Genomic DNA, 20,269 nt, shown 5'->3' on the forward strand with positions numbered 1-20,269 from the left:
ACGAAACGGCCCTTGAACAGCGGTAAAGCGAAACGTAAAAACCGTGCAGGCGTTGTTACGCGTCACCTCATGAAAATTTCGAAACCGGCGTCATGATGGTTCGGGATGACCTACAGCCAGTTCATCAATGCAACGGACCACGGCGTGGTCTATGCGGTGCAGCACGGCAATCAGTACGTCTACCAGTACGGCGACGCGACCCCGTATCGGATGCGCCCGTTCGCGGCCCGTCGCCCGCTGGCCGACGAGCTGATCGCGGCCGCGCCGAGCCGGCTGCTGTCCGCCGCCCACCAGGTCGTGCCCTTCACCGGCCGCGAGGCCGAGCTCGACCGTCTCCGCACCTGGCGCGACGCGCCGGGACCGCCGGTGTCGGTCCTGTTGCTGACCGGCCCCGGCGGCCAGGGCAAGACCCGCCTGGCCATCCAGTTCGCCGCCGAGTCCGCCGACGCCGGCTGGGCGGCCGCGGAGGTGCGGCACCGCAGCGAGCCCGCCGCCGGCGCCGCGGCGGATCAGATCGTCGTGTCCGGCGGCGGCGTGCTGCTCGTCGTCGACTACGCCGAGCGATGGCCTCTGCATGACCTGATGACGCTGCTGGCCCAGCACCGCGTCGCGGCCGGGGGTGCCGTGCGCATCCTGCTGCTCTCGCGGCCCGCCGGCTGGTGGCATCAGCTGCGCCACCAGGCATCCAAGGTCGACATCGACGACGTGATGCATCTCCCGCTGCCGCCGCTGGCGCGCAGCCCGGCCGACCGGGCGGCCGTGTTCCGGCGCGCCCGCGACGAGTTCGCGCGGCTGCTGCCGGCACAACCGGCCGGCGAGCCGGTGGCGCCCGACCTTGACGCGGACGGGTACGACAGCGTGCTCACGCTGCACATGGCCGCCCTGGTGACCGTCGACGCGGCGCGTCGGCACACCGCCGTGCCGCGCGACCGGGCGGGACTGTCGGCGTATCTGCTCGGCCGGGAGCAGGAGCACTGGCAGAGCCTCTTCGAGACCCGCGCCCATGGCCACCGGACGCCGGCTCACATCATGGCGCGGCTGGTGTACCTCGCCGTCCTGGTCGGACCGGCCTCACACGACGATGCGGTGAGCATCGCGGGGATCGCCGAACGGGGCATTACCGCCGTCGAGGCCGGCGCGGCACTGCGCGACCACCGCTCGTGCTATCCGCCGGCCGACGCGGCGGCGCAGCTCGAGCCACTGCGGCCCGACCGGGTCGCAGAGGACTTCGTCGCGCTCATGTCGCCCGGACACGACGCGGGCTACCCGGCCGACCCGTGGGCCGCGACGGCCGTCGACCAGCTCGCGGCGCTGCCCGCCCTCGAAGGCCCCTCCGTTGCGGGGGGCCGGCTCGTCACGCTCCTGGTGGAGGCGGCGGGCCGCTGGCCGCATCTGGCCACGACCCAGCTGTACCCGCTGCTGCGGGCCCGGCCCGATCTCGCCCTCGCGACATCCTCGGCGCTGCTCAGCGCGCTCGCGGCCCGGCCCGGCGTCGACCTGGAGGCGCTGGAGGCCGTCGAGGCGGCGTTTCCGGACGGCCCACGGCTCGACCTGGACGTCGGGTTCGCCGCCGTCAGCGCTCGCGTGGCCGAGCACCGCCTCGCGAGGAGCGAGGACCCGCATGAACGCGTCGGTGTGCACCTCAACCTGGGCCTGCGGCTGGCCAACGCCGGTGATCTGGACGCCGCGCTGGCCGCGGTCGAACGCGGGGCCGAGCTCATCCGAGGCCTGCCTCGCGACGATCGCGACCCGGGCGCCACCGCGCGGGTCGCGGCGGTGCTGAGCGTATATGCGCAGCGACTCCAAGCGGTCGGCCGGGCCGGCGACGCGTTGGCGGTCATGCAGGAAGTGCTCGGCATCCTCGGCCGATTCACCGCGGACACGGCGATCACCCTGCCGGTCATGGCGGAGGCGGTCGCGCAGCATGCCGGCCTGCTGCACCTCGTCGGCCGCCGCGAGGAAGGCATCAAGGCCGCCGCCCTCGCGGCGGCGACCTACCGGGAGCTTGCCCGGCATCGACCCGAGTTGTTCGAGCACCAGCTGGCGGCAACGCTGTACAACCTCGGAATCCATCGATCGGAGATGGGACAGCACGTGGCGGCGCTGGCGGCGACCGAGGAGGCCGTGGCGCTGTACGAACGGCTCGCCGGCACGGATCCGGAGTCCTTCACGCAGCGCTACGCCGAGGCGCTGAACAACCTCGCGATTCATCGCGCCGGCGTCGGGCAGTACGCGAAGGCCCTGGACGCGGTCGTGCGGGCGACCGACATGGTCGGCCGGGCCGCCGCCGTCAACCCCGCGTTCGAGGGGACCTTCGCCGCGGCGCTGGAGAACCTTGCGCTGCGCCAGCACGAGTCCGGTGCGCCGCAGGAGGCCGTCGCCACCGGCGCCGACGCGATCGGGATTTACCGGCGCCTCGCCCTGGGGTGGCCGGCGGCGTACCACCCGTTCCTTGCCCGGGCCCTGCTGAACGCCTGCGGGCCGCTCGTCGCGGTGCGCCGGCTCGACGAAGCGCTGGCGATGGCGAGGGAGAGCGAACGGCTCTACGCGCGCCTCGCCGACGGGATGCCGGAAGCGTTCGGCGCCGATCACGGGCGCTCGCTGAGCAACGTCGGCGCGGTGCTCGCGGAGTCGAAACGCTGGGATGAGGCCGTGGGCGCCTTCGAGGATGCCGTGTCGCTGTTGCGGCCGGCGGCGGCGGACGAGCCCGATGCGGTGGCCGCGGGCCTCGCCGCCGCGCTGTCGAACCTCGCCGTCGCCCGCGTGGCCCTCCGGCGCTGGGCCGAGGCGATCGCCGCGGTGGAGGAGCTGATCGGTGTTGTGGAGCCGCGCACGGGCCAGCATCGTGGTGTCCTGCAGCCGCGGCTCGACATCGCCGACGCGACGCTGGCGGCGATCCATCGCCGGCATCCCAGCGCGAGGGCGGAGCGCCTGCTGCGCCACCGGGCGAAGGCCGGGTCGTCGATCGCCGGTACCGCGGTGCAGGAGATCGACGGGCGGCTGGTTCGCCTCCGCGACCGCCGGGAGCTGCTCGAGCCGTCGATTGAGGGACGGCGCACCGCCGCCGCGGCCTGGCTGTGGGGACTGCTGGAGGAGAACGCAGACGGGGCCGAGGCGACCGACGCCCCGGCGCAGGCCGAGCGGCAGCTCCGGCAAGCCGCGGAGCAGGGCGACACGGACGCGGCCTGGCGGCTCGGCCGGCTGCTGCAGGAGGAGGGCCGGTTGCCGGAGGCGAGCGCCTGGTTGCGCCGGGCGGCGCGGGCCGGGCACGTCGAGGCGATGGCACGGCTCGGCGAGCTGCTCGGCCGGGGGATGCGGGCCGCGGAGGCCGAGCGGTGGCTGCGCCTCGCCGCCGCCGACGGGCACGCGCAGGCGGTGCGCGCCCTCGGTCAGCTGCTCGTCCGGCAGGGCCGGTGGGCCGAGTCGAGGCGGCTGCTCGAGGAGATGATGGACGCGCGCCGCGACCGCGCCGAGGGGCGAGGCTGAGGTGCGCCGGATGACCCGCTCGGCCCGGATGTTCGGTTACGGTGGCCCGATGCATGTCGCCGACAGCCACGACCTCATCCAGGTCCACGGAGCCCGCGAGAATAACCTCAAGAACGTGAGCGTCGAGATCCCCAAGCGCCGGCTGAGCGTGTTCACCGGTGTGTCCGGGTCGGGCAAGAGCTCGCTGGTGTTCGGCACGATCGCCGCCGAGTCGCAGCGGCTCATCAACGAGACGTACAGCGCCTTCGTGCAGGGGTTCATGCCCAGTCTGGGGCGGCCCGACGTCGACCTGCTCGAGGGGCTGACCACGGCGATCATCGTCGACCAGGAGCGGATGGGGGCGAACTCCCGCTCCACCGTGGGCACGGCGACCGACGCCAACGCCATGCTGCGCATCGTCTTCAGCCGGCTGGGGGAGCCCAGCGCCGGGCCCGCGTTCCACTACAGCTTCAACACCCCGGCCGGCGCCTGCCCGCGCTGCGAGGGGATGGGCACCATCAGCGACATCGACCTCGACGAGCTCTTCGACCGGGACAAGTCGCTCAACGAGGGCGCGATCACCATCCCGGGGTACACCACGGACGGCTGGCTCGTGCGCATCTTCGCGGCCTCCGGCTTCGTGGACGCGGACAAGCCGATCCGCGACTACGACGAGCGGGAGCTGCACGACTTCCTGTACAAGGAGCCGACCAAGGTCAAGGTCGAGACCATCAACATGACGTACGAGGGGCTCGTGCCCCGCGTGCAGAAGGCGTTCCTGCAGAAGGACAAGGAGGCGATGCAGCCGCACATCCGGGCGTTCGTCGAGCGGGCGGTCACGTTCACCGCCTGCCCCGAGTGCGGCGGGACGCGCCTCAACCAGGCGGCGCTGGGCTCGCGCATCGGCGGGGTGAACATCGCCGACGCGTGCGCGATGCAGATCAGCGACCTCGCCGAGTGGGTGCGCGGCGTCGAGGACCACTCGGTGGCGCCGCTGCTCGGCACGCTGCAGCGCACGCTGGACTCGTTCGTGGAGATCGGGCTGGGGTACCTCTCGCTGGACCGGCCCTCCGGCACGCTGTCCGGCGGCGAGGCGCAGCGCACCAAGATGATCCGGCACCTCGGCTCGTCGCTCACCGACGTCACGTACGTGTTCGACGAGCCGACCGTCGGGCTGCACCCGCACGATATCCAGCGGATGAACTCGCTGCTGCTGCGGCTGCGCGACAAGGGCAACACGGTCCTGGTCGTGGAGCACAAGCCGGAGACGATCGCGATCGCCGACCACGTCGTCGACCTCGGCCCGGGCGCCGGCGGCGCGGGCGGCACGGTCTGCTTCGAGGGCACCGTCGACGGGCTGCGCCGCAGCGGCACGCTGACCGGCCGCCACCTCGACTACCGGGCCGCGCTCAAGCCGGAGGTCCGCCGGCCGTCGGGCAAGCTGGAGATCCGCGGCGCCACCCGGCACAACCTGCGCGACGTGAGCGTCGACGTGCCGCTCGGCGTCCTCACCGTGGTGACCGGCGTCGCCGGCTCCGGCAAGAGCTCGCTCATCCACGGCTCGATCCCGAAGGGCGCCGGGGTCGTCTCCGTGGACCAGGGCGCGATCCGCGGGTCGCGGCGCAGCAACCCGGCGACGTACACCGGACTGCTCGACCCGATCCGCGCCGCGTTCGCGAAGGCCAACAAGGTCAAGCCGGCGCTGTTCAGCGCCAACTCGGCCGGCGCCTGCCCCAACTGCAACGGCAACGGCGTCATCTACACCGACCTCGCCATGATGGCCGGCGTCGCCACCGTGTGCGAGGAGTGCGAGGGCAAGCGGTTTCAGGCGTCGGTGCTGGAGTACAAGCTCGGCGGCCGCGACATCAGCGAGGTCCTGGCGATGCCGGTCACGCAGGCGCGGGAGTTCTTCGGCGCCGGCCCGTCCAAGGTGCCGGCCGCGCACACGATCCTGGACCGCCTGGCCGACGTCGGCCTGGGGTACATCAGCCTCGGCCAGCCCCTGACCACCCTGTCCGGGGGCGAGCGGCAGCGCCTGAAGCTCGCCATCCACATGGCCGAGAAGGGCGGCGTCTACGTCCTGGACGAGCCGACCACGGGCCTGCACCTGGCCGACGTGGAGCAGCTGCTGGGCCTGCTCGACCGCCTCGTCGACGCGGGCAAGTCGGTGATCGTGATCGAGCATCATCTGGCCGTCATGGCGTACGCGGACTGGATCATCGACCTCGGCCCGGGCGCCGGCCACGACGGCGGCCAGATCGTCTTCGAGGGCACCCCCGCGGCCCTGGTCGAGGCGCGCTCGACGCTGACCGGCCGCCACCTCGCCGAGTACGTCGGGGCTGCCTGAACGTGAGTGCTCCGCCCGGCGGATCGGACGCTGTCTGATCGGCCGGGCGGAGTCCGGGTCCGCAGCCGTTACGGTCGGGCGATGCTGGCTCGGCCGCTCGTCCTGCTGCTGCTCGCGCCCCTGGCCGTGACCGGGTGCTCGTCGCACAAGCCCGCCCCCGTCACCGCCACGGTCGACGTCGCGCCGGGCAAGGCGGCGGCGCTCGTCCTGCCCGGCGGCGCCCGCGTCGACGTGCCGGCCGCCGCGGTCAGCGGGAACGGCCGCCTGACCGGCAGCGTGGTGAGCAGCCCGCCGCCCGCCCCCGACGGCCTGGCGTTCGACGGCCAGGTCTTCGACTTCCACCTCGACGGCGCCACGCTCACCGCGCCGGTCACCGTGTCCCTGCCGGCCGCCGTCCCGAGCGGCGACCAGGGCCCGGACATCGCCGTGCTCGCGTACTTCGACCCGGCGTCCAACGCGTGGCAGCCGGCCGAGGCGCAGTACGACCCCGGCGCCCACGCCGTCGCCGGGAGCAGCCCGCACCTGTCGGTCTGGGCCGCGTTCCGCGTCGACGCCAGCAAGCTCCTGGACGGCGCCGGCGACCTGCTCAAGGGCTTCTTCGGCGCCACCGAGAAGGCGCAGCAGCCGGCCTGCCCGCACCAGGACCAGGCCACCGCGCACGGCATCACCGTCGCGTCTGACAGCGGCAACCTCGTCAAGTGGTGCGCCGGCGTCGACGACCAGGGCGCGGCGGTACTGCAGGTCGCCGACAACCGCCAGTACAGCGTCGAGATCGACTACCCGGCCGGTTGGGCGCTCCGCCGCCTCGGCGACGCCGACCCGGTCGTCGACCAGGCGGTCAACTACGTGTCGAGCCTGCTCACGACGACGCCGTCCGGCACGAAGGCCGTGATCGTGCCGGGCGGCCACACGGTGCAGTTCACGGTCCCGCCCGGCAGCTCGGGCCAGGCCGAGACCCGCCCGAGCAGCCCGGCGTACCTCATGGATGCCCTGATGTACGGCCTGGACACCCTCACCATGACGTTGGGCAGGCTGCCGTGGGGCCCGAAGCCCGACCTGTCGACGTCGGCGAAGGCCCTGAAGCTGGCCTTCGACGCGAAGGACTGCTTCTCGTCGTTCGACGGCCTGATCCGCAACGAGGTGACGGACGGCCACTCCGCCGGCGTCCTGTTCCGCGACGCCACGAAGTACGCGATCGGCTGCCTCGAGAAGGCCTGGGAGATCGCGTACGGCTTCAAGGGCGCCGTCGGCACCTTCCTGATCAAGATCGGTCTGTGGCTCGTCGACGGCCTCCGCCTGGTGATCAACGGCGTGCAGGCGGCCCTGGACAACCTCATCTACTGGCGCAGCTACCGGATCAAGGTGACCGTCCTGTCGAGCGTGGTGCTCGCCGACGCCTCCGTCGCCGGCGTCGCCACGGGAGGCTCAGGCCAGGAGGTCGAACGGAGGCTGCGCGACGCACTCGGCGCGCCCGCCCGCACCGAGGACGCCAAGGAGGGGTGCTCGCTGAGCGGACTGCCGGCCGTACCGCGGCGGCACTTCGTGTGGGGAGCGCTGGACGTCGTCGTGGCCGACCCGGGCAGCTCCAAGGCGACGCTGGTCGGCTGGACCGTGCGCTCCGGCACGCTGCCCGCCAACGTCACCCTGCCCTACGGCGTGACCACGTCCACGCCGGTGCGGCAGGCGCTCACGAAGATTCCGGGTGCCAAGGGGGAGTGGCAGGATCCTTTCCAGGTGTACCTCCTGCAGACTCCCAAGGCCCCGAACACCTTCTGGATGGGCTCCCAGGAGAACGGCTCCGGCAACGTCAGCGAGATCACCAACATGTGGGAGCCCTGCGACTGACGCTCAGGGCGACACCGACCGGGGCGTCAGCGCGGCCACCGCCGACTCGAAGGTCTTGGCGACCGACGGCTTCACCTTACCGGTGATCCGCACGAGCACCGAGCCGTTCACGTAGTCGTACTCGGTGCCGAGGATCGGGTTCGCGTTCAACTGTGCAGAAGGTCCACCAGCTCGCCGGCGTTGCGCTGGGCGAAGTCGCTGTAGCAGTTGTTCATCAGCACGTGGGTCTCGGCGGCGTCCGCGGCCAGCGTGCGCAGGCGCGGGGCCCAGGCCGACAGCTCCGCGTCCGAGTACAGGTAGCCGAACTTCTCGTGGATGTCCTTGCTCGTCCAGTGCTCGCTGTGGCCGTGGAACCGCACGACCGCCAGGTCCGACGTGGCCGCGACGACCGGGGGGACCGACGAGCGGTGGCCCTGCGGCATGTCGACCACCACGTACGGCAGGTCGTGCGCGCGCAGGAAGTCGAGCGTCTCGCGCTCGTTGTCGCCGTCGAACCAGGATGCGTGGCGGAACTCGACGGCGGCGCGCAGGGGCTTGCAGCGCGCCGCGGCCTCGAGCAGGGTCTGCTTGTTGGAGCGGCGGATCGTGAACCACGGCGGGAACTGGAACAGCAGCGACCCGATCTTGCCGGTGAGCGGCTCGAGGGCGGCCAGGAAACGCGCCCAGACCTCGTCGATGACGCAGGGTGCCAGGTCACGCGGGTACACGTTCGCCTTGTCCGTGTCAGGGCGCAGGTCGCGGGGGACGCGCTCACCTTCGTGGGATGGCCGGTCAGCAGGCTGAACGCCTTGATGTTGAACGTGAAGCCGGGCGGGGTCCGGGCCGCCCACAGGCGGGTGGTCTGCTCGTTCGGCGGGGCGTAGTAGGTCGAGTCGACCTCGACCAGGGGAAACTGCCGCGCGTAGTAGCCCAGCCGCTGCTCGGGAGTCGTGACCGACGGCGGGTACCAGCCCGACTCCAGCAGCGTCCGGTCGGTCCACGACGCCGTACCAACCTTGATGTCGCCCATCACGCAAACCTGTTTCCCGCGACGGCCGGGGCAAACGTCAGGCGGACAGCGCGTCGGCCAGCTGCTGGCGGCTGCCGATCGCCAGCTTGCGGTACGTGTTCGTCAGGTGGATCTCGACGGTGCGCACGCTCAGGAAGAGCGCCTGGGCGATCTCGCGGTTCGTGGCGCCCGACGCGGCCAGCCGGGCGACGCGCAGCTCGCCGGCCGTCAACGCCTCCCGGCCGGTGAGCCGGGCGCGGCGGGGGCGGGCGCCGGCCGCGGCCAGCTCCTCCCCGGCCCGGGCCGCCAGCGGGGCGGCGGCGCAGCGGGCGGCCAGGTCCAGGCCCTGGCGCAGGGGGGCCACGGCGTCGGCCCGCCGGCCCGTGCGGCGCAGGGCCGCGCCGTAGTCGACCAGCGCCAGGGCGCGCTCGAGCAGGGCGTCGCGGCCCTCGGTCAGCGCGACCGCCTCCTCGAGCCGGGCGAGGGCGTCGCGGCCGGGGTCGACCCGGGCGGCGACGCGCAGCGCGCGGGCGATCGCGGTCGGGGCGCCGAAGCGGCGCGACAGCGCGAGGTCCTCGGCGGCCAGGCCGGCGGCCTCGGCGAGATGCCCCAGTGCGAAGCGGGCCTGCGCCGCCGCGGTGCGCCAGTGGGCGAAGTTCGGGTTCGCGTACCCGCCGTCGCCGAGCAGCCGCCCGCAGGCCTCGAGGTCGTCGACGGCCTCGGCGGGGCGGCCCTGGGCCAGGCGCAGGCGGCCGCGGGCCAGGAGCAGGAAGTGGGCGATGAGGGTGTTCATCGGCTGCTCGCCGGCCAGGTCGCCGTCGCGCACGATCCGCTCGGCCTCGGCGAGGTCGCCGCGGGCCACCAGGGCGTCGATGAGGACGGCCGCGGCGAGGGGCAGGTCCTGCGGGCGGGTGTCCTCCTGCAGCTCGATCGCCGCCCGGCCGTCGCCCTCGGCGTCGACGAGGTGGCCGGCGTAGAGGGCGCTGTGGGAGCGCAGCACGGCCAGGTAGCGGAACTCGGCGGCGTTGCCCAGGCGTACCGCCGCGTCGATGCCCCGGTCGAGCAGCTCCAGCGCCGCGGTCAGGTCGTCGGCCACGCCGAGCGCCGCGGAGGCCATGTTGACGAGGATCCACTTGTCGCGGGCCGGCAGCGGGCCCGCGCACGAGCGGCGCGCGAGGGCGGCGACGTCGGCGGCCGGGCGGTCGCCGGTCGTGGCCGAGCCGAACGCGGCGATCGACAGCAGCATCCGCTCGATGTCGGTGGTGCCGCCGAGGGACGGCAGGAGCGGGTCGAGCCGGGCGAGCCACACGGCGGGCGGCCGGATCGTGATGATGTCGAGCATCGCGAACTGGGCCTCGAGCTCCAGCGGCCGGGCGCCGTCGTGGGTCACGAACAGGCCGCGGGCGTACTCCATGGCCTCGATCGCCGCCCGGCTGCGCCCGGTCTGCAGCATCAGCCAGCCGAGGTCCATCGCCAGGGTGGTGCGCTGCGGCGCGGACTCGGTCAGCTCGATCGCCCGGTGCAGCGCCGCGCCGGCCTCGTCGGGGCGGTTCGCCATGCCCAGCGCCCGGCCCAGCTCGGCGTGCAGCGGGGCCCGCAGCGCAGCGGCCGGCGGCTCCTCCAGGGCCCGGCGCAGGAACGCCACCGCCGGCTCGGGCGCGTTGCGGGCCACCGCGCCGGCCGCGGCCTCGCGCAGCGCGCCGACCACCCACGGGTCGTCGTCGGGCTCGGACAGCAGCAGGTGCCCGGCCAGCTCCTCGGGGCCGGCGCCGTCGTCGCGCAGCATGAGCGCGGCCCGCTTGTGGTCGGCGGCGCGGCGCAGGCCGGCGTCGTCGGCGTACACGGCGGTGCGCACGAGCGGGTGCGCGAACCGCAGCGGCCGGCCGGGCGCCAGGATCGCCTCGGCGACGAGCGCCGCGGCCAGCTCCGCCACCCGCGCGACCGGCAGCCCGGCCAGCGCCGCGACCCGGCGGGGGGCCGCCGCCGCGCCGAGGACCGCGACCGCCCGGGCGACCGCGGCGGCCGGCGGCCCGAGCCGGGCCAGGCGGGCCAGCACCGCGCGGCTGACGGTGTCCGGCCGCACCCGGGCCACCCGCGCGGCCTGCGCGGCGACCGGGCGGACCTTGTCCTCGCGCAGGCTGGCCAGGGCCTCGGTCAGCAGGAACGGGTTGCCGCCGGTGGCCCGCGCGCACGCCCGGCAGAACTCGTCGTCGGCCTCGGCGCCGAGCTCGTGGCGGACCACCCGGCCGACCCCGGCCTCGCTGAGGGGCTCCGGGAAGAGCGTCTGCGGCGGTACCCCGGACAGCGCCCGGCTCAGCGCGTCATCGCCGCCGGGGCGGGGCCGGGTGGCCAGCACCAGCAGCGCCCCGACGTCGCCGAGGCGGCGGGCCAGGTGGGACACGAACCGCAGGGACGCCGCGTCGGCCCAGTGCGCGTCGTCGACGACGAGCAGCAGGGGGCGCTCGGCGAGGTTGCAGCACAGCCAGTACAGCCCGTGCACCACCCCGCCCTGCTCGACCTCGCCCGCGATGCCGGGCGCCGGGCCGAACACCGGCGCGGCCAGGCTCGCCGCGCCGGCCATCAGGTCCGCCCGCCCGGCCTCGCCCGCCGCGCGCAGCGCCGGCTCGAACAGCTGGCGCACCACCCCGAAGGGCAAATCCTGCTCCACCTCACCGCCGGCCGCCGCGAGCACCCGCAGGCCCCGGCCGGCCGCGCGGGCGCGTACCTCGGCGAGCAGCGCGGTCTTGCCGATGCCCGGCGCGCCCTCCACGACCACGGTCCCGCCCTGCCCGCCGGCCGCCCGTTCCAGCCGCGCCTCGAGCGCCGCCAGGTCCCGCTCCCGCTCGATCAGCATCCCGTCCACGTCCGCTGAGGGAAATTCTCTCGGTGGGTACCACGATGCCGTACTCCCGTCCGTCGCGGGATCGTCGACTCGCTGTAGTCCGGAATCGGTCACCATGATGGGGAGACGACCGTGAGCAACCCGAACTTCGACGCCGGCCGGCGCTTCATGCAGATGGCGGAGGACTCCCGGCGGCTCGCCGAACGGCGCCGGCGGTCCGGCTACCGGCCCTCGCCCGCCCGGAAGGTCCTCAACGGCATCTTCACGCTCATCTTCTTCGTCGTGTTCCTCGCCGTCGCGGCGGTGCTGGCGCTCGCGGTGATGCAGACCCGATGAGCACCCTCCAACTCGGCGTCGACTTCGGCACGTCGACCACGGTCGCGGTCCTGTCCGGCCCCGACGGGCGGCCGCGCCCGCTCGTCTTCGACGGCACGGAGCTGCTGCCCTCGGCGGTGTGCGCCGACGAGGCCGGCACCCTGCTCGTCGGGCGCGACGCGGTGCACGCGGCCCGCGCGTACCCCGGCGGCTACGAGCCGCACCCCAAGCGCAGCGTCGACGACGGCACGCTGCTGCTCGGCGGCCGGGAGTTCGCGGTCGCGGACGTCTTTTCGGCGGTACTGCGCCGGGTCGCCGACGAGGCCGAGCGCGCCGCCGGCGGCAAGGTGCCCGGCGCGGTCCTCACCTGCCCGGCCGGCTGGGGCGCGCGCCGCCAGGCCGTCCTCGCCGGCGCCGCGGTCCAGGCCGGCCTGCCCCGCCCGCGCCTGCTGGCCGAGCCGGTCGCCGCGGCCTGCTCGTTCGCGGGCCTGGCCGGCGCGGCCCCGCAGGGCGCCCGGCTGCTCGTCTACGACCTGGGCGCCGGCACGTTCGACGCGTCGGTGGTCCGGGCCGGCGGCGACGGGTTCGAGGTGCTCGCCGAGCACGGCCTGCCCGACGCCGGCGGCCTCGACATCGACGCGGCGGTCGCCGGGCACCTCGGCGCGGTGTACGCCCAGCGCGACGCCGCCGCCTGGCAGCGCCTGACCCGCCCGGAGACCCCGGCCGACCGCCGGGCCGCGCACGCGTTCCGCGAGGACGTGCGCATCGGCAAGGAGATGCTCTCGCGCAGCGCCTCGACGCTGCTGCACGTGCCGATCTTCGACGACGACGCGCTGCTCACCCGGGTGCAGCTCGAGCAGCTGGCGCTGCCGATCCTGGAGCGCACCATGCGCGCCACGCAGACCGCGCTGCGCGAGTCCGGCCTCGGCCCGGGCGACCTGGCCGGCGTCTTCATGGTCGGCGGCGCCTCGCGCATGCCCCTGGCCGCGACGCTGCTGCACCGCCGCCTCGGGGTGGCGCCGATGGTGGTCGAGCGCCCCGAGCTGGTCGTGGCCGAGGGCAGCCTCCTCGCGAGCCCGTCGGTCACCGCCGAGGTCGCGCCCGCCCCGATCGTCGTGTCCGCCCCGCCCGCGCCCGTCGCCCCGATCGTCGTGTCCGCCCCGCCCGGGCCCGTCGCCGCGGTCACCGAGGCCGCCGCCGAGCCCGCCCCGCTTCCGCCGGCCGTCCCAGCCGCCCCGCGGCGCCGCTCCCGGCTGCTGCTCGCCGGCGTGCTCGCCGGCGTCGTGGCCGCCGGCGCGGTGACCGTCACCGCCGTGCTCTGGAGCAACCGCGACCGCGGCTCCGCCGCCAGCAGCAGCGGCTACGGCAGCAACAGCGGCTACGGCGGCGGCGCGGCGAAGGCCGAGACTTCGCCATTGGTGTTCACCTTGACCGGGCACACCGGCGACGTCACCGGCCTGGCGTTCCTGCACGACCGCGCGCACCTGGTCAGCAGCTCCAACGACGGCACGATGCGGGTGTGGAACATGCCCGCCGGCACGAGCGAAGGGCCGTTCACGTCCGGCCACGGCGGCTACTGCGTCGCCGTCAGCCCCGACGCCACGGTCATCGCCACCGGCGGCAACTCCGACCACACCGCCCGGCTGTGGAGCGTCCGCGGCGAGAACACCGCGACGCTCACCGGCCATGACCAGTGGGTCCGCACGGTCGCGTTCAGCCCCGACGGCAAGACCCTCGTCACCGGGTCGTTCGACAACACCGCCCGGCTCTGGGACGTACCGACGGGGAAGCTCAAGGCCACGCTGCAGGGCCATACCGAGGCCGTCTACGACGCGGCGTTCGCCCCCGACGGCCGCACCGTCGCCACCGCGTCGGCCGACGGCACGATCCGGCTGTGGGACGTCGCGTCCGGCAGGACGCAGCGGACGCTGGAGACCGGTTGGACCGGGGTCAACGCCGTCGCGTACGCCCCGGACGGCCGGACCCTGGCCGCGGCCGGCTACGGCAACACCGGCGGCATCGAGTTCTGGAACGTCGCCACCGGCGCGCTCGCGCGGGCCACGCTCGAGCCCACGACGACGTTCGAGGTCGTCCGGTACAGCCCGGACGCCCACCACATCGCGGCCGCCACCGGCAATGGGGCCCGCATCTACGACCCGTCGACCGGCGCCGTGACCGCGACGCTGGACAGGCACACGAAGAAGGTGGAGAGCCTGGCGTACAACATGGACGGCACCCTGCTCGCGACGGGCAGCGACGACCGGTCGATCCGGGTCTGGCGCGCCGTGCCCCCCGCCGCGGCGGCCCCGGTCGCCTCCGCGGCCGGGGGCCTGCCCGCGGCGCCGGACAGCGGCGGCCAGGGCCCGGCCGTGCCGGTCTCGATCCCGGCGGCCGGCCGGTAGCAAAGGTTCTGCCGGGTGTGCGGTTCAACCGGAGGCTGCGCGTGCACGGCACCGGGGGCGCCGTGCACGCGCCGTCCCGCCTGACCGCTCACGGTACGAAGACGGTCCGGACGCAGCCGTCCTCCTTCTTCTTGAAGATGTCGTAGCCGGTCTGGCCCTGTTCCAGCGGCATGGTGTGGGTCGCCAGGTGCTCGGTCTTGAGCTCGTCCTTCGCCATGCGATCCAGGAGCATGGGGATGTACCGCTGACCATGCATCTGCGCTCCCCGCACCGTCAGGCCCTTGTTCATCAGCGCACCGAGCGGGAACTTGTCCACGAATCCGGCGAACACGCCGAGCACGAAGACGCTGCCGCCCTTGCGGCAGTTGTAGATCGCCGAACGCACCGCGGCCGGGCGGTCGGTTTCGAGTCGCAGCTGCTGCTTCGTCTTGTCGTACACGTTCTGCGGGCCGACTGCGTGAGCCTCCATGCCGACCGCCTCGATGCACACGTCCGGGCCGCGGCCGCCGGTGCGCTCGAGCAGTTCGGCCCCGACATCGGCGGCGGTGTAGTCGATCGTCTCGGCGCCGATGTGCCGGCGGACCATGTCGAGGCGGTAGTCGAACCGGTCGATGCATACGACCCGCTCCGCGCCCAGCAGCATCGCGGCCCGGGCGGCCATCTGCCCGACGGCACCGGCCCCCCACACCGCGACCACGTCGCCCGGGCGTACGCCGCCGAGATCCGCGCCCATCCAGCCGGTCGCGGCTGAGTCGGACGCGAACAGGGCCCGCTCGTCACTGACCGAATCGGGTACGGAAAACGCCCCGACGTCGGCGAACGGCACCCGGATGTACTCGGCGTGGCTGCCGGCGTTGCCGCCCATCGCGTGGGAGTACCCGAAGCAGCCGCCCGGTGCCGCGCCCCACAGAAATTCGGTGATGTCCGGGTTCGTGTTGCCGTTGTCGCACAGCGAGTACTCCTCGCGGCGGCAGTGCCAGCACTGCCCGCACGCGATGAACGACGACACGACGACCCGGTCGCCGACGCTGTGCCTGCGCACGCCCGGCCCGACCTCGACGACCTCGCCGAGGAACTCATGGCCGAGGACGTCACCGCGGCGCATGAACGGGATGTACCCGCCCAGCAGGTGCAGGTCCGAGCCGCACGTCACCGTCCGTGCGACCTTCACGATGATGTCGCCGCTGTTGCGAATCCGCGGATCCGGGACCGTCTCCATGCCTACCTTGTTCACGCCCTGCCACACCAATGCCCTCACAGCCGGCCCTCCTCACGTCCGTGCTTCGTCGCGTACGCCAGCGGAGCGGATCTGAGCGTCGGCTTCGTGGTCGCCGGCGCGTCCGGCAGCAGCACCTCACCGACCTCGGCAAGTGACCGCGCCTCGCGCAGCGCCGCTCGCAGCCGCCGCACGCGCTTGCGATCGGCGCCGGGCGCGACCCGGGCCGCCAGCTCCGTGCCCCGGTCTCCCGGCGCCGGCTGTATGCGGACCTCCACCGGGAAATCAAGCTCGTTCAGCGGCGGCGGCAGCGGATCGAGTTGCCCGGGCGAGCAGTTGATGGTGACCGTATGCCAACGGTCGGGTTCGGCGGCCCGGCGCCGCCTGGCGACCATGGCGACGCCGGCGATCGCGCCGGCTCCTACAGCGGCCAGACCGATGGCGGCCGGGAGCGGTCGGACTAGGAATCTGCGCATGCACCCCGGCTACCCGGCACCGGTGCGGCGACACATCACGCGGGACCAGCCGCGGAATGCGACTGTCTCTGCCGGGGTTAGGTGCGTGGGTGATTCCGGTCCGCAACGGGTGAGGGGCATTGCCTGGAGCCACACGGCACCGACCGAGAGGCGCCACCGCCCCGGCGACGGCTACCGGTGTTGTAACCCGGCTTTCGCGGGTGCGCGCAGGCGAGATCTGGGCCCGGCGCAGGCCGGCGTGATCGGCAGGGCAGCGCCTAGGTCCGCAGCTTGCGCAGGATAGCGGGGAGGCGGCGCACGATCTCGCGCTCCTCGTCGTCGAGGTCGGCGTCCAGCGCGCGGGCGATGATCGAGGCGCGGTTGTGCCGCTCCTCGTTGAGCGCCCGGCGGCCGGCCGCCGTGATACTGGGCGGTCAACGACGTCCCGGCGTCGGCCGGCGGGCTCGAGCACGCCGCCGCCGCGCCCGGCGTCACGCTGGCCAACGACCTGGGCCGGCGCGAGTACACGGGCGTGAAGCCCCCGCCGGGCACCGGCACCCACCGCCTGTTCGTGTGCGTGACCGCGCTGTCGGTCCAGACGCTGCCCCTGGCCCCGGACGCGAGCCTGGCCATGCTGCACGTCGCGATGGTCCCGCACACCCTGGCCCGCGGCATCCTGGTCGGCACCAGCACGCCGGGCGGCGTAGGCTGAGATCAGGCTCCCGCCGCACCTGCGGGCGGGAAGGCGCTCGGATGTCCTACGTTCGGCTGCTGCGCACCTCGGGCGCGGCCGGATTCTTCGCGACGACGGCGCTCGGCCGGCTCGGCATCGCCATGTACGGGCTGAGTCTCATCCTCACGGCGGCCGCCGTCTACGGCGACTACGTGCGCGCGGGCATCGTCGGCGGCGCGTTCGCGGCCGCCGAGGCGGTGGGCGGGCCCGTCACCGGACGCCTCGCCGACCGTCTCGGCCAGCATCGCACCCTGCCCGCCGTCGCGGCCGTCCACCTGACCGCGGCGGCGCTGCTGGCGCTGGCCCTCCTCGCGGCGGCCCCGGCCGGCGTTGCCGCCGCGTGCGCCGCCGCCGCGGGGGCGAGCGTGCCCCAGCTCGGGGCGCTCGCCGCGGCCCGCTGGAGCCACCTGCTGCGCGGCGACCCGCGCTTCGAGACGGCGATGGCCCTGGAGTCGGTCGCCAACGACGTCGCGTTCATCGCCGGCCCGCTCGCCGTCTCCGGCGCGGTGTCGCTGGCGGGGGCGCCGGCGTCGGCGGCGCTCGCCTGCGCGCTCGCGGTCGCGGCGTCCGTGGCGCTGGCCCGGCAGCGGCGGACGATGCCGCCGGCGCAGCCTCGGCCCGCGCAGGACCGGCCCGCGCAGGACCGGCCCGCGCAGGACCGGCCGGTGCAGGACCGGCCGGTGCAGGACCGGCCGGCGCGGCGGGCGCGGTGGCGGGCCGGGAGCGGGCTGGGCGGGGTCGGGCTGGCCAACCTCGTGCTCGGGCTGCTGTTCGGCACCGCCCAGCTCGCCGTGGCCGCCCTGGCCCGGGAGCGCGGGGCGGCCGGGCTCGCCGGGCTGTACTACCTGACGTTGAGCCTCGGCAGCCTGCTCGCCGCCGCCGCATACGGGCTGCTCCGCCGGCGCCGGCCGGCCTGGTGGCGGTTCCTCGGCGCCGGGCTGCTCGTGGCCGCCGGGGGCGCCGGGCTCGTGGCCTTCGGGCAGACGGGCGGCGGGTTCGCGGCGCTGTTCGTCGTCGGGCTCGGGGTGGGGCCGATCATCGTCGTCACCGGCACGCTCGTCGAGCGGCGGGCCGCGCCGGGGCGGCTCACCGAGGCCTTCGCCCTCATGTCCGCGCTCAGTGCGGGCGGGATCGCCCTCGCCGGCCCGCTCGGCGGCGCCGCCGTGCAGGCGGGCGGGGCCGCCGGCGGGTTCGGGCTGATCGTCGCCTGCGGGCTGGCGCTGGCCGCGCTCGCCGTGGGCGTGCGGCGGGGGGTCAGCGGTTGATGGTGAACTCCGTCGGGGCGCTCTCCTTGGTGCCGATCCGCGCGATGACCTGGTACCTGCCGACGGGCGCCGGTGCCGCGGTCGTGTCGCACGCGTGCGGGTTGGCGCGGTAGCTGCTCCAGGTGAAGGTGTACCGGACCGCGTCGCCGGCGGCGAAGGCGCGCACGTCGGTGGCGTGGGAGGTGTTGCAGACGTCCGAGGAGAACAGCAGGGCGCCGTCGTGCATGATCCGGATCTCCTGGGCCCCGGCGCCCAGGTCCCGCGAGCACCAGTCGGCCGCCTTCGACGCGATCGCGATGTTGAACGTGAACGTGCCGCCCAGCACGCCCGGTGACGGGGTTGTGGTGACCGTCACGGTGATCTGGTCGTCGGTGCAGGGGGCGACGTTGGCCGGGGCGGGGCTGCGCGGAGGCGCGGCGGCCGTGGTCGGCTCCGGGCTGGCGGGGACGAACGACGGGGAGGCGAGGTCCGTGGGCCGCGGTGCGGCCTGGGTGCCCGACGGGCCGGGGGCGGCCGGTTGGCCGGTGCCGGCCGCGGGGGCGCTGGTCACGGCGGCCGGCTTGTCGCTGCCGCCGCCGCGGATCGCGAACCACCCGAGCAGGACCAGCACGAGCAGGCCGGCCGCGACGAACGCGCGGCGGCGCCAGTAGACGGTGGGTGGGTGCGGCCCGACGGTCAGGCGCATCGCCGGTCGTTGCATTCGGGCAGTGTGCCAGAACCGTTGCGGCGCCACGGCCCCGCCTCCGTGTGACACACCGCTACCAGGGCCCGGATCGCTCGGCGAACGACGCGGGATCGTCCAGCCACGCACCGTAACCTAGTCGCTGTTGAACCACACCCAGTCGTCGGGGCGCCAGGGTACGCCGGCGTCGGTGAACCAGCCGGCGACGAGGTTGCGGTTGCTCTCGATGGCCTGGTGCTCGCCGAGCACGCCGCGGTCGACGAGCTCGCGGAAGCACGCGGCCAGGCCGTCGGGGCCGGCGGCGGGCTCGCGGCCGAGGCGGGCCGCGAAGTGGGCGGTGAGCTGGGGGAGGGAGGCGTGCGGGGTGGTCGCGCCGTAGCCGTACTCGCGGCCGGCGTCGCCCGAGCGGGGCAGGTAGTCGTAGAACTCGGTGAACGTGATCTTGTCCTCGATGGCCGAGACGAGCAGCGTCAGCGTGAAGATGCAGTCCGTGTGCTCGCGGTCGACGTGCAGGAGGCGGTAGCGGCGCTCGTCGCGCCGCTCGGACTCGACGCCGGCGTCGCGCAGCATCCGCTGGACGCGCTCGGCGTTGACCTCGCCGTCCGCGAACGCCTCGAACAGCGCGAAGAAGCGGCCGAGGCGGTCGGCCGGCGCGACGTCCACAGTGGACGACAGCGCGAGGTGGGCGGCGACGGCGTCGAGGTCGTCGTAGGCGGCGACGACCTGGAACCGGGCCTCGCCGGCGGCGCTCTGGGTGAAGGTGATGCCCGCCCGGCGGCCGTCGGGCGCGACGCCCAGTGTGCCGCGCCGGCCCAGATGCAGCCACGGGACGGTGCTCTCGCGCCGCACCACGAGCCCGGCCGCCTCGAGGAGGTCGGCGACGCGCTCGCGGGCGCCCATCGGCGGCCGGTCCAGCTTGCCGGCGCCGGCCAGCTCCGCGATGGCCGCGATGAGCGGCTCGGGATCGCCGTCGAGCAGCGCCTCGGCCCGGAACGAGGTGAACCGGCCCAGCCAGCCGGTGCCGTCGCCGGTGTACTTCTCGATGAACATCAGCCGGGGCGGCGGCGAACCGTCCCGGACGCTGACCGACAGCGTCCGTCGCTGGCCGGTCGGGACGGTCGAGGCCCGCAGTTCGCGTTCGTCCGGCAAGGTCACCCGTCAGGAGTACCGCACCGCATGCCGGAACGGAAAACAGCGGCGCTACAGGCGCGGCGTGTCGCCGTGCAGGACCTCGATCGTCACGGTGTGGTCGTTCCAGGCGACCTCGGCCCGGCCCAGCAGGCGCGTGCCCGGCCACAGGATCGACGCGCGGCCCACCACGACCTGCGGCAGCGCGAGGTGGCTGGGCTGCGGCAGCAGGCTCTTCACGTTGCCCGCCATGATGTTCGTCAGCTCGCCGGTGGCGTCCTGGATGTCGTCGGGCTTCACGCCGTCGGGGTCCAGGTCGAGCATGGCCGCGGCGATCCCGGCGGCCGCGCCCAGCCCGCTGCGCAGCACGACGTGGCCGAGCCACGCCCCGGCGATGCAGACGCTCGCGGTGATCTCCGCGTGGTTGGGGTCCCGGTCGGGCGCCGCCCCGATCTGCGGCCCCACCCCGAGGTAGGCCGTCCACACCTGCCAGATGAGGCCGTGCAGCTGCTCCGGCGTGAGGTGTTCGCCGGTGCCGGCGTTCGCTTCGTCCATCAACGTCCTGTTCAGCGTGGGCCCGATCGTC

The 20,269-nt window shown here is 74.4% G+C and carries 13 protein-coding genes and 2 pseudogenes; 7 read left to right on the top strand and 8 right to left on the bottom strand.

The window, feature by feature from the left end:
- Nucleotides 1–105 precede the first annotated feature (105 nt).
- From ACQEVU_RS24195 to ACQEVU_RS24205, 3 genes are all read left to right on the top strand, one after another.
- Nucleotides 106–3,486, top strand: coding sequence for a hypothetical protein (locus ACQEVU_RS24195; RefSeq protein WP_433327216.1), 3,381 nt, complete (start codon nt 106–108; stop codon nt 3,484–3,486).
- Nucleotides 3,487–3,535: 49 nt separating this feature from the next.
- Nucleotides 3,536–5,812: an ATP-binding cassette domain-containing protein gene (locus ACQEVU_RS24200; RefSeq protein ID WP_433327218.1), complete on the top strand. Its 2,277-nt coding sequence runs from the start codon at nt 3,536–3,538 to the stop codon at nt 5,810–5,812.
- A gap of 81 nt (nt 5,813–5,893) precedes the next feature.
- Complete coding sequence (locus tag ACQEVU_RS24205) at nt 5,894–7,657, top strand: hypothetical protein (protein ID WP_433327220.1); 1,764 nt, start codon at nt 5,894–5,896, stop codon at nt 7,655–7,657.
- 3 nt (nt 7,658–7,660) lie between these two features.
- Here ACQEVU_RS24205 and ACQEVU_RS24210 read toward each other — a convergent pair whose 3' ends face one another.
- From ACQEVU_RS24210 to ACQEVU_RS24220, 3 genes and pseudogenes are all read right to left on the bottom strand, one after another.
- On the bottom strand, nt 7,661–7,807 hold the full coding sequence (locus ACQEVU_RS24210) for a hypothetical protein (protein WP_433327222.1): 147 nt from the start codon (nt 7,805–7,807) through the stop codon (nt 7,661–7,663).
- Nucleotides 7,804–8,666 (bottom strand): annotated as a pseudogene (locus ACQEVU_RS24215) (DUF72 domain-containing protein). Before ACQEVU_RS24215 ends, ACQEVU_RS24210 begins: the two are co-directional and overlap by 4 nt.
- A gap of 37 nt (nt 8,667–8,703) precedes the next feature.
- Nucleotides 8,704–11,499, bottom strand: a complete 2,796-nt coding sequence (locus ACQEVU_RS24220) for an ATP-binding protein (protein ID WP_433335040.1) — start codon at nt 11,497–11,499, stop codon at nt 8,704–8,706.
- Nucleotides 11,500–11,619: 120 nt separating this feature from the next.
- Here ACQEVU_RS24220 and ACQEVU_RS24225 point away from each other — a divergent pair, with 120 nt between their 5' ends.
- On the top strand, nt 11,620–11,823 hold the full coding sequence (locus ACQEVU_RS24225; protein WP_433327224.1) for a hypothetical protein: 204 nt from the start codon (nt 11,620–11,622) through the stop codon (nt 11,821–11,823).
- Nucleotides 11,820–14,204 (top strand): Hsp70 family protein, encoded by a 2,385-nt coding sequence (locus tag ACQEVU_RS24230; RefSeq protein ID WP_433327226.1) that lies wholly within the window; start codon nt 11,820–11,822, stop codon nt 14,202–14,204. The genes ACQEVU_RS24225 and ACQEVU_RS24230 overlap by 4 nt, the downstream gene beginning before the upstream one ends.
- 88 nt (nt 14,205–14,292) lie before the next feature.
- Here the strand turns inward: ACQEVU_RS24230 and ACQEVU_RS24235 are convergent, their stop codons facing one another.
- On the bottom strand, nt 14,293–15,462 hold the full coding sequence (locus ACQEVU_RS24235; protein WP_433327228.1) for a zinc-dependent alcohol dehydrogenase: 1,170 nt from the start codon (nt 15,460–15,462) through the stop codon (nt 14,293–14,295).
- Nucleotides 15,459–15,896 (bottom strand): hypothetical protein, encoded by a 438-nt coding sequence (locus tag ACQEVU_RS24240; protein WP_433327229.1) that lies wholly within the window; start codon nt 15,894–15,896, stop codon nt 15,459–15,461. The genes ACQEVU_RS24235 and ACQEVU_RS24240 overlap by 4 nt, the downstream gene beginning before the upstream one ends.
- 418 nt (nt 15,897–16,314) lie before the next feature.
- On the opposite strand from ACQEVU_RS24240, the pseudogene ACQEVU_RS24245 reads away from it, so the two are divergent.
- Nucleotides 16,315–16,587, top strand: a pseudogene (locus ACQEVU_RS24245) (hypothetical protein); the annotation flags it as partial.
- 41 nt (nt 16,588–16,628) lie between these two features.
- Nucleotides 16,629–17,873 carry an MFS transporter gene (locus ACQEVU_RS24250; protein WP_433327231.1) on the top strand — a complete coding sequence of 415 codons (1,245 nt, stop codon included), beginning with the start codon at nt 16,629–16,631 and terminating at the stop codon, nt 17,871–17,873.
- On the opposite strand, the gene ACQEVU_RS24255 is transcribed toward ACQEVU_RS24250, so the two are convergent.
- From ACQEVU_RS24255 to ACQEVU_RS24265, 3 genes are all read right to left on the bottom strand, one after another.
- Nucleotides 17,863–18,573 (bottom strand): hypothetical protein, encoded by a 711-nt coding sequence (locus tag ACQEVU_RS24255; RefSeq protein ID WP_433327233.1) that lies wholly within the window; start codon nt 18,571–18,573, stop codon nt 17,863–17,865. The genes ACQEVU_RS24250 and ACQEVU_RS24255 overlap by 11 nt on opposite strands.
- 117 nt (nt 18,574–18,690) lie before the next feature.
- Nucleotides 18,691–19,710, bottom strand: a complete 1,020-nt coding sequence (locus tag ACQEVU_RS24260; RefSeq protein ID WP_433327235.1) for a hypothetical protein — start codon at nt 19,708–19,710, stop codon at nt 18,691–18,693.
- Between the two features lie 45 nt (nt 19,711–19,755).
- Nucleotides 19,756–20,238 (bottom strand): chemotaxis protein CheX, encoded by a 483-nt coding sequence (locus ACQEVU_RS24265; protein WP_433327237.1) that lies wholly within the window; start codon nt 20,236–20,238, stop codon nt 19,756–19,758.
- Nucleotides 20,239–20,269 lie beyond the last annotated feature (31 nt).

The organism is Dactylosporangium sp. CA-139066 (assembly GCF_050936175.1).
GTDB lineage: Bacteria > Actinomycetota > Actinomycetes > Mycobacteriales > Micromonosporaceae > Dactylosporangium.

What these genes read in the sequence shown, in the direction of transcription:
- ACQEVU_RS24195 (WP_433327216.1), top strand. Translation starts at nt 106, where the DNA reads ATGACCTACAGCCAGTTCATCAATGCAACGGACCACGGCGTGGTCTAT.
- ACQEVU_RS24220 (WP_433335040.1), bottom strand. Translation starts at nt 11,499, where the DNA reads ATGCTGATCGAGCGGGAGCGGGACCTGGCGGCGCTCGAGGCGCGGCTG.
- ACQEVU_RS24265 (WP_433327237.1), bottom strand. Translation starts at nt 20,238, where the DNA reads ATGGACGAAGCGAACGCCGGCACCGGCGAACACCTCACGCCGGAGCAG.
- ACQEVU_RS24240 (WP_433327229.1), bottom strand. Translation starts at nt 15,896, where the DNA reads ATGCGCAGATTCCTAGTCCGACCGCTCCCGGCCGCCATCGGTCTGGCC.
- ACQEVU_RS24255 (WP_433327233.1), bottom strand. Translation starts at nt 18,573, where the DNA reads ATGCAACGACCGGCGATGCGCCTGACCGTCGGGCCGCACCCACCCACC.
- ACQEVU_RS24230 (WP_433327226.1), top strand. Translation starts at nt 11,820, where the DNA reads ATGAGCACCCTCCAACTCGGCGTCGACTTCGGCACGTCGACCACGGTC.
- ACQEVU_RS24250 (WP_433327231.1), top strand. Translation starts at nt 16,629, where the DNA reads ATGTCCTACGTTCGGCTGCTGCGCACCTCGGGCGCGGCCGGATTCTTC.
- ACQEVU_RS24200 (WP_433327218.1), top strand. Translation starts at nt 3,536, where the DNA reads ATGCATGTCGCCGACAGCCACGACCTCATCCAGGTCCACGGAGCCCGC.
- ACQEVU_RS24205 (WP_433327220.1), top strand. Translation starts at nt 5,894, where the DNA reads ATGCTGGCTCGGCCGCTCGTCCTGCTGCTGCTCGCGCCCCTGGCCGTG.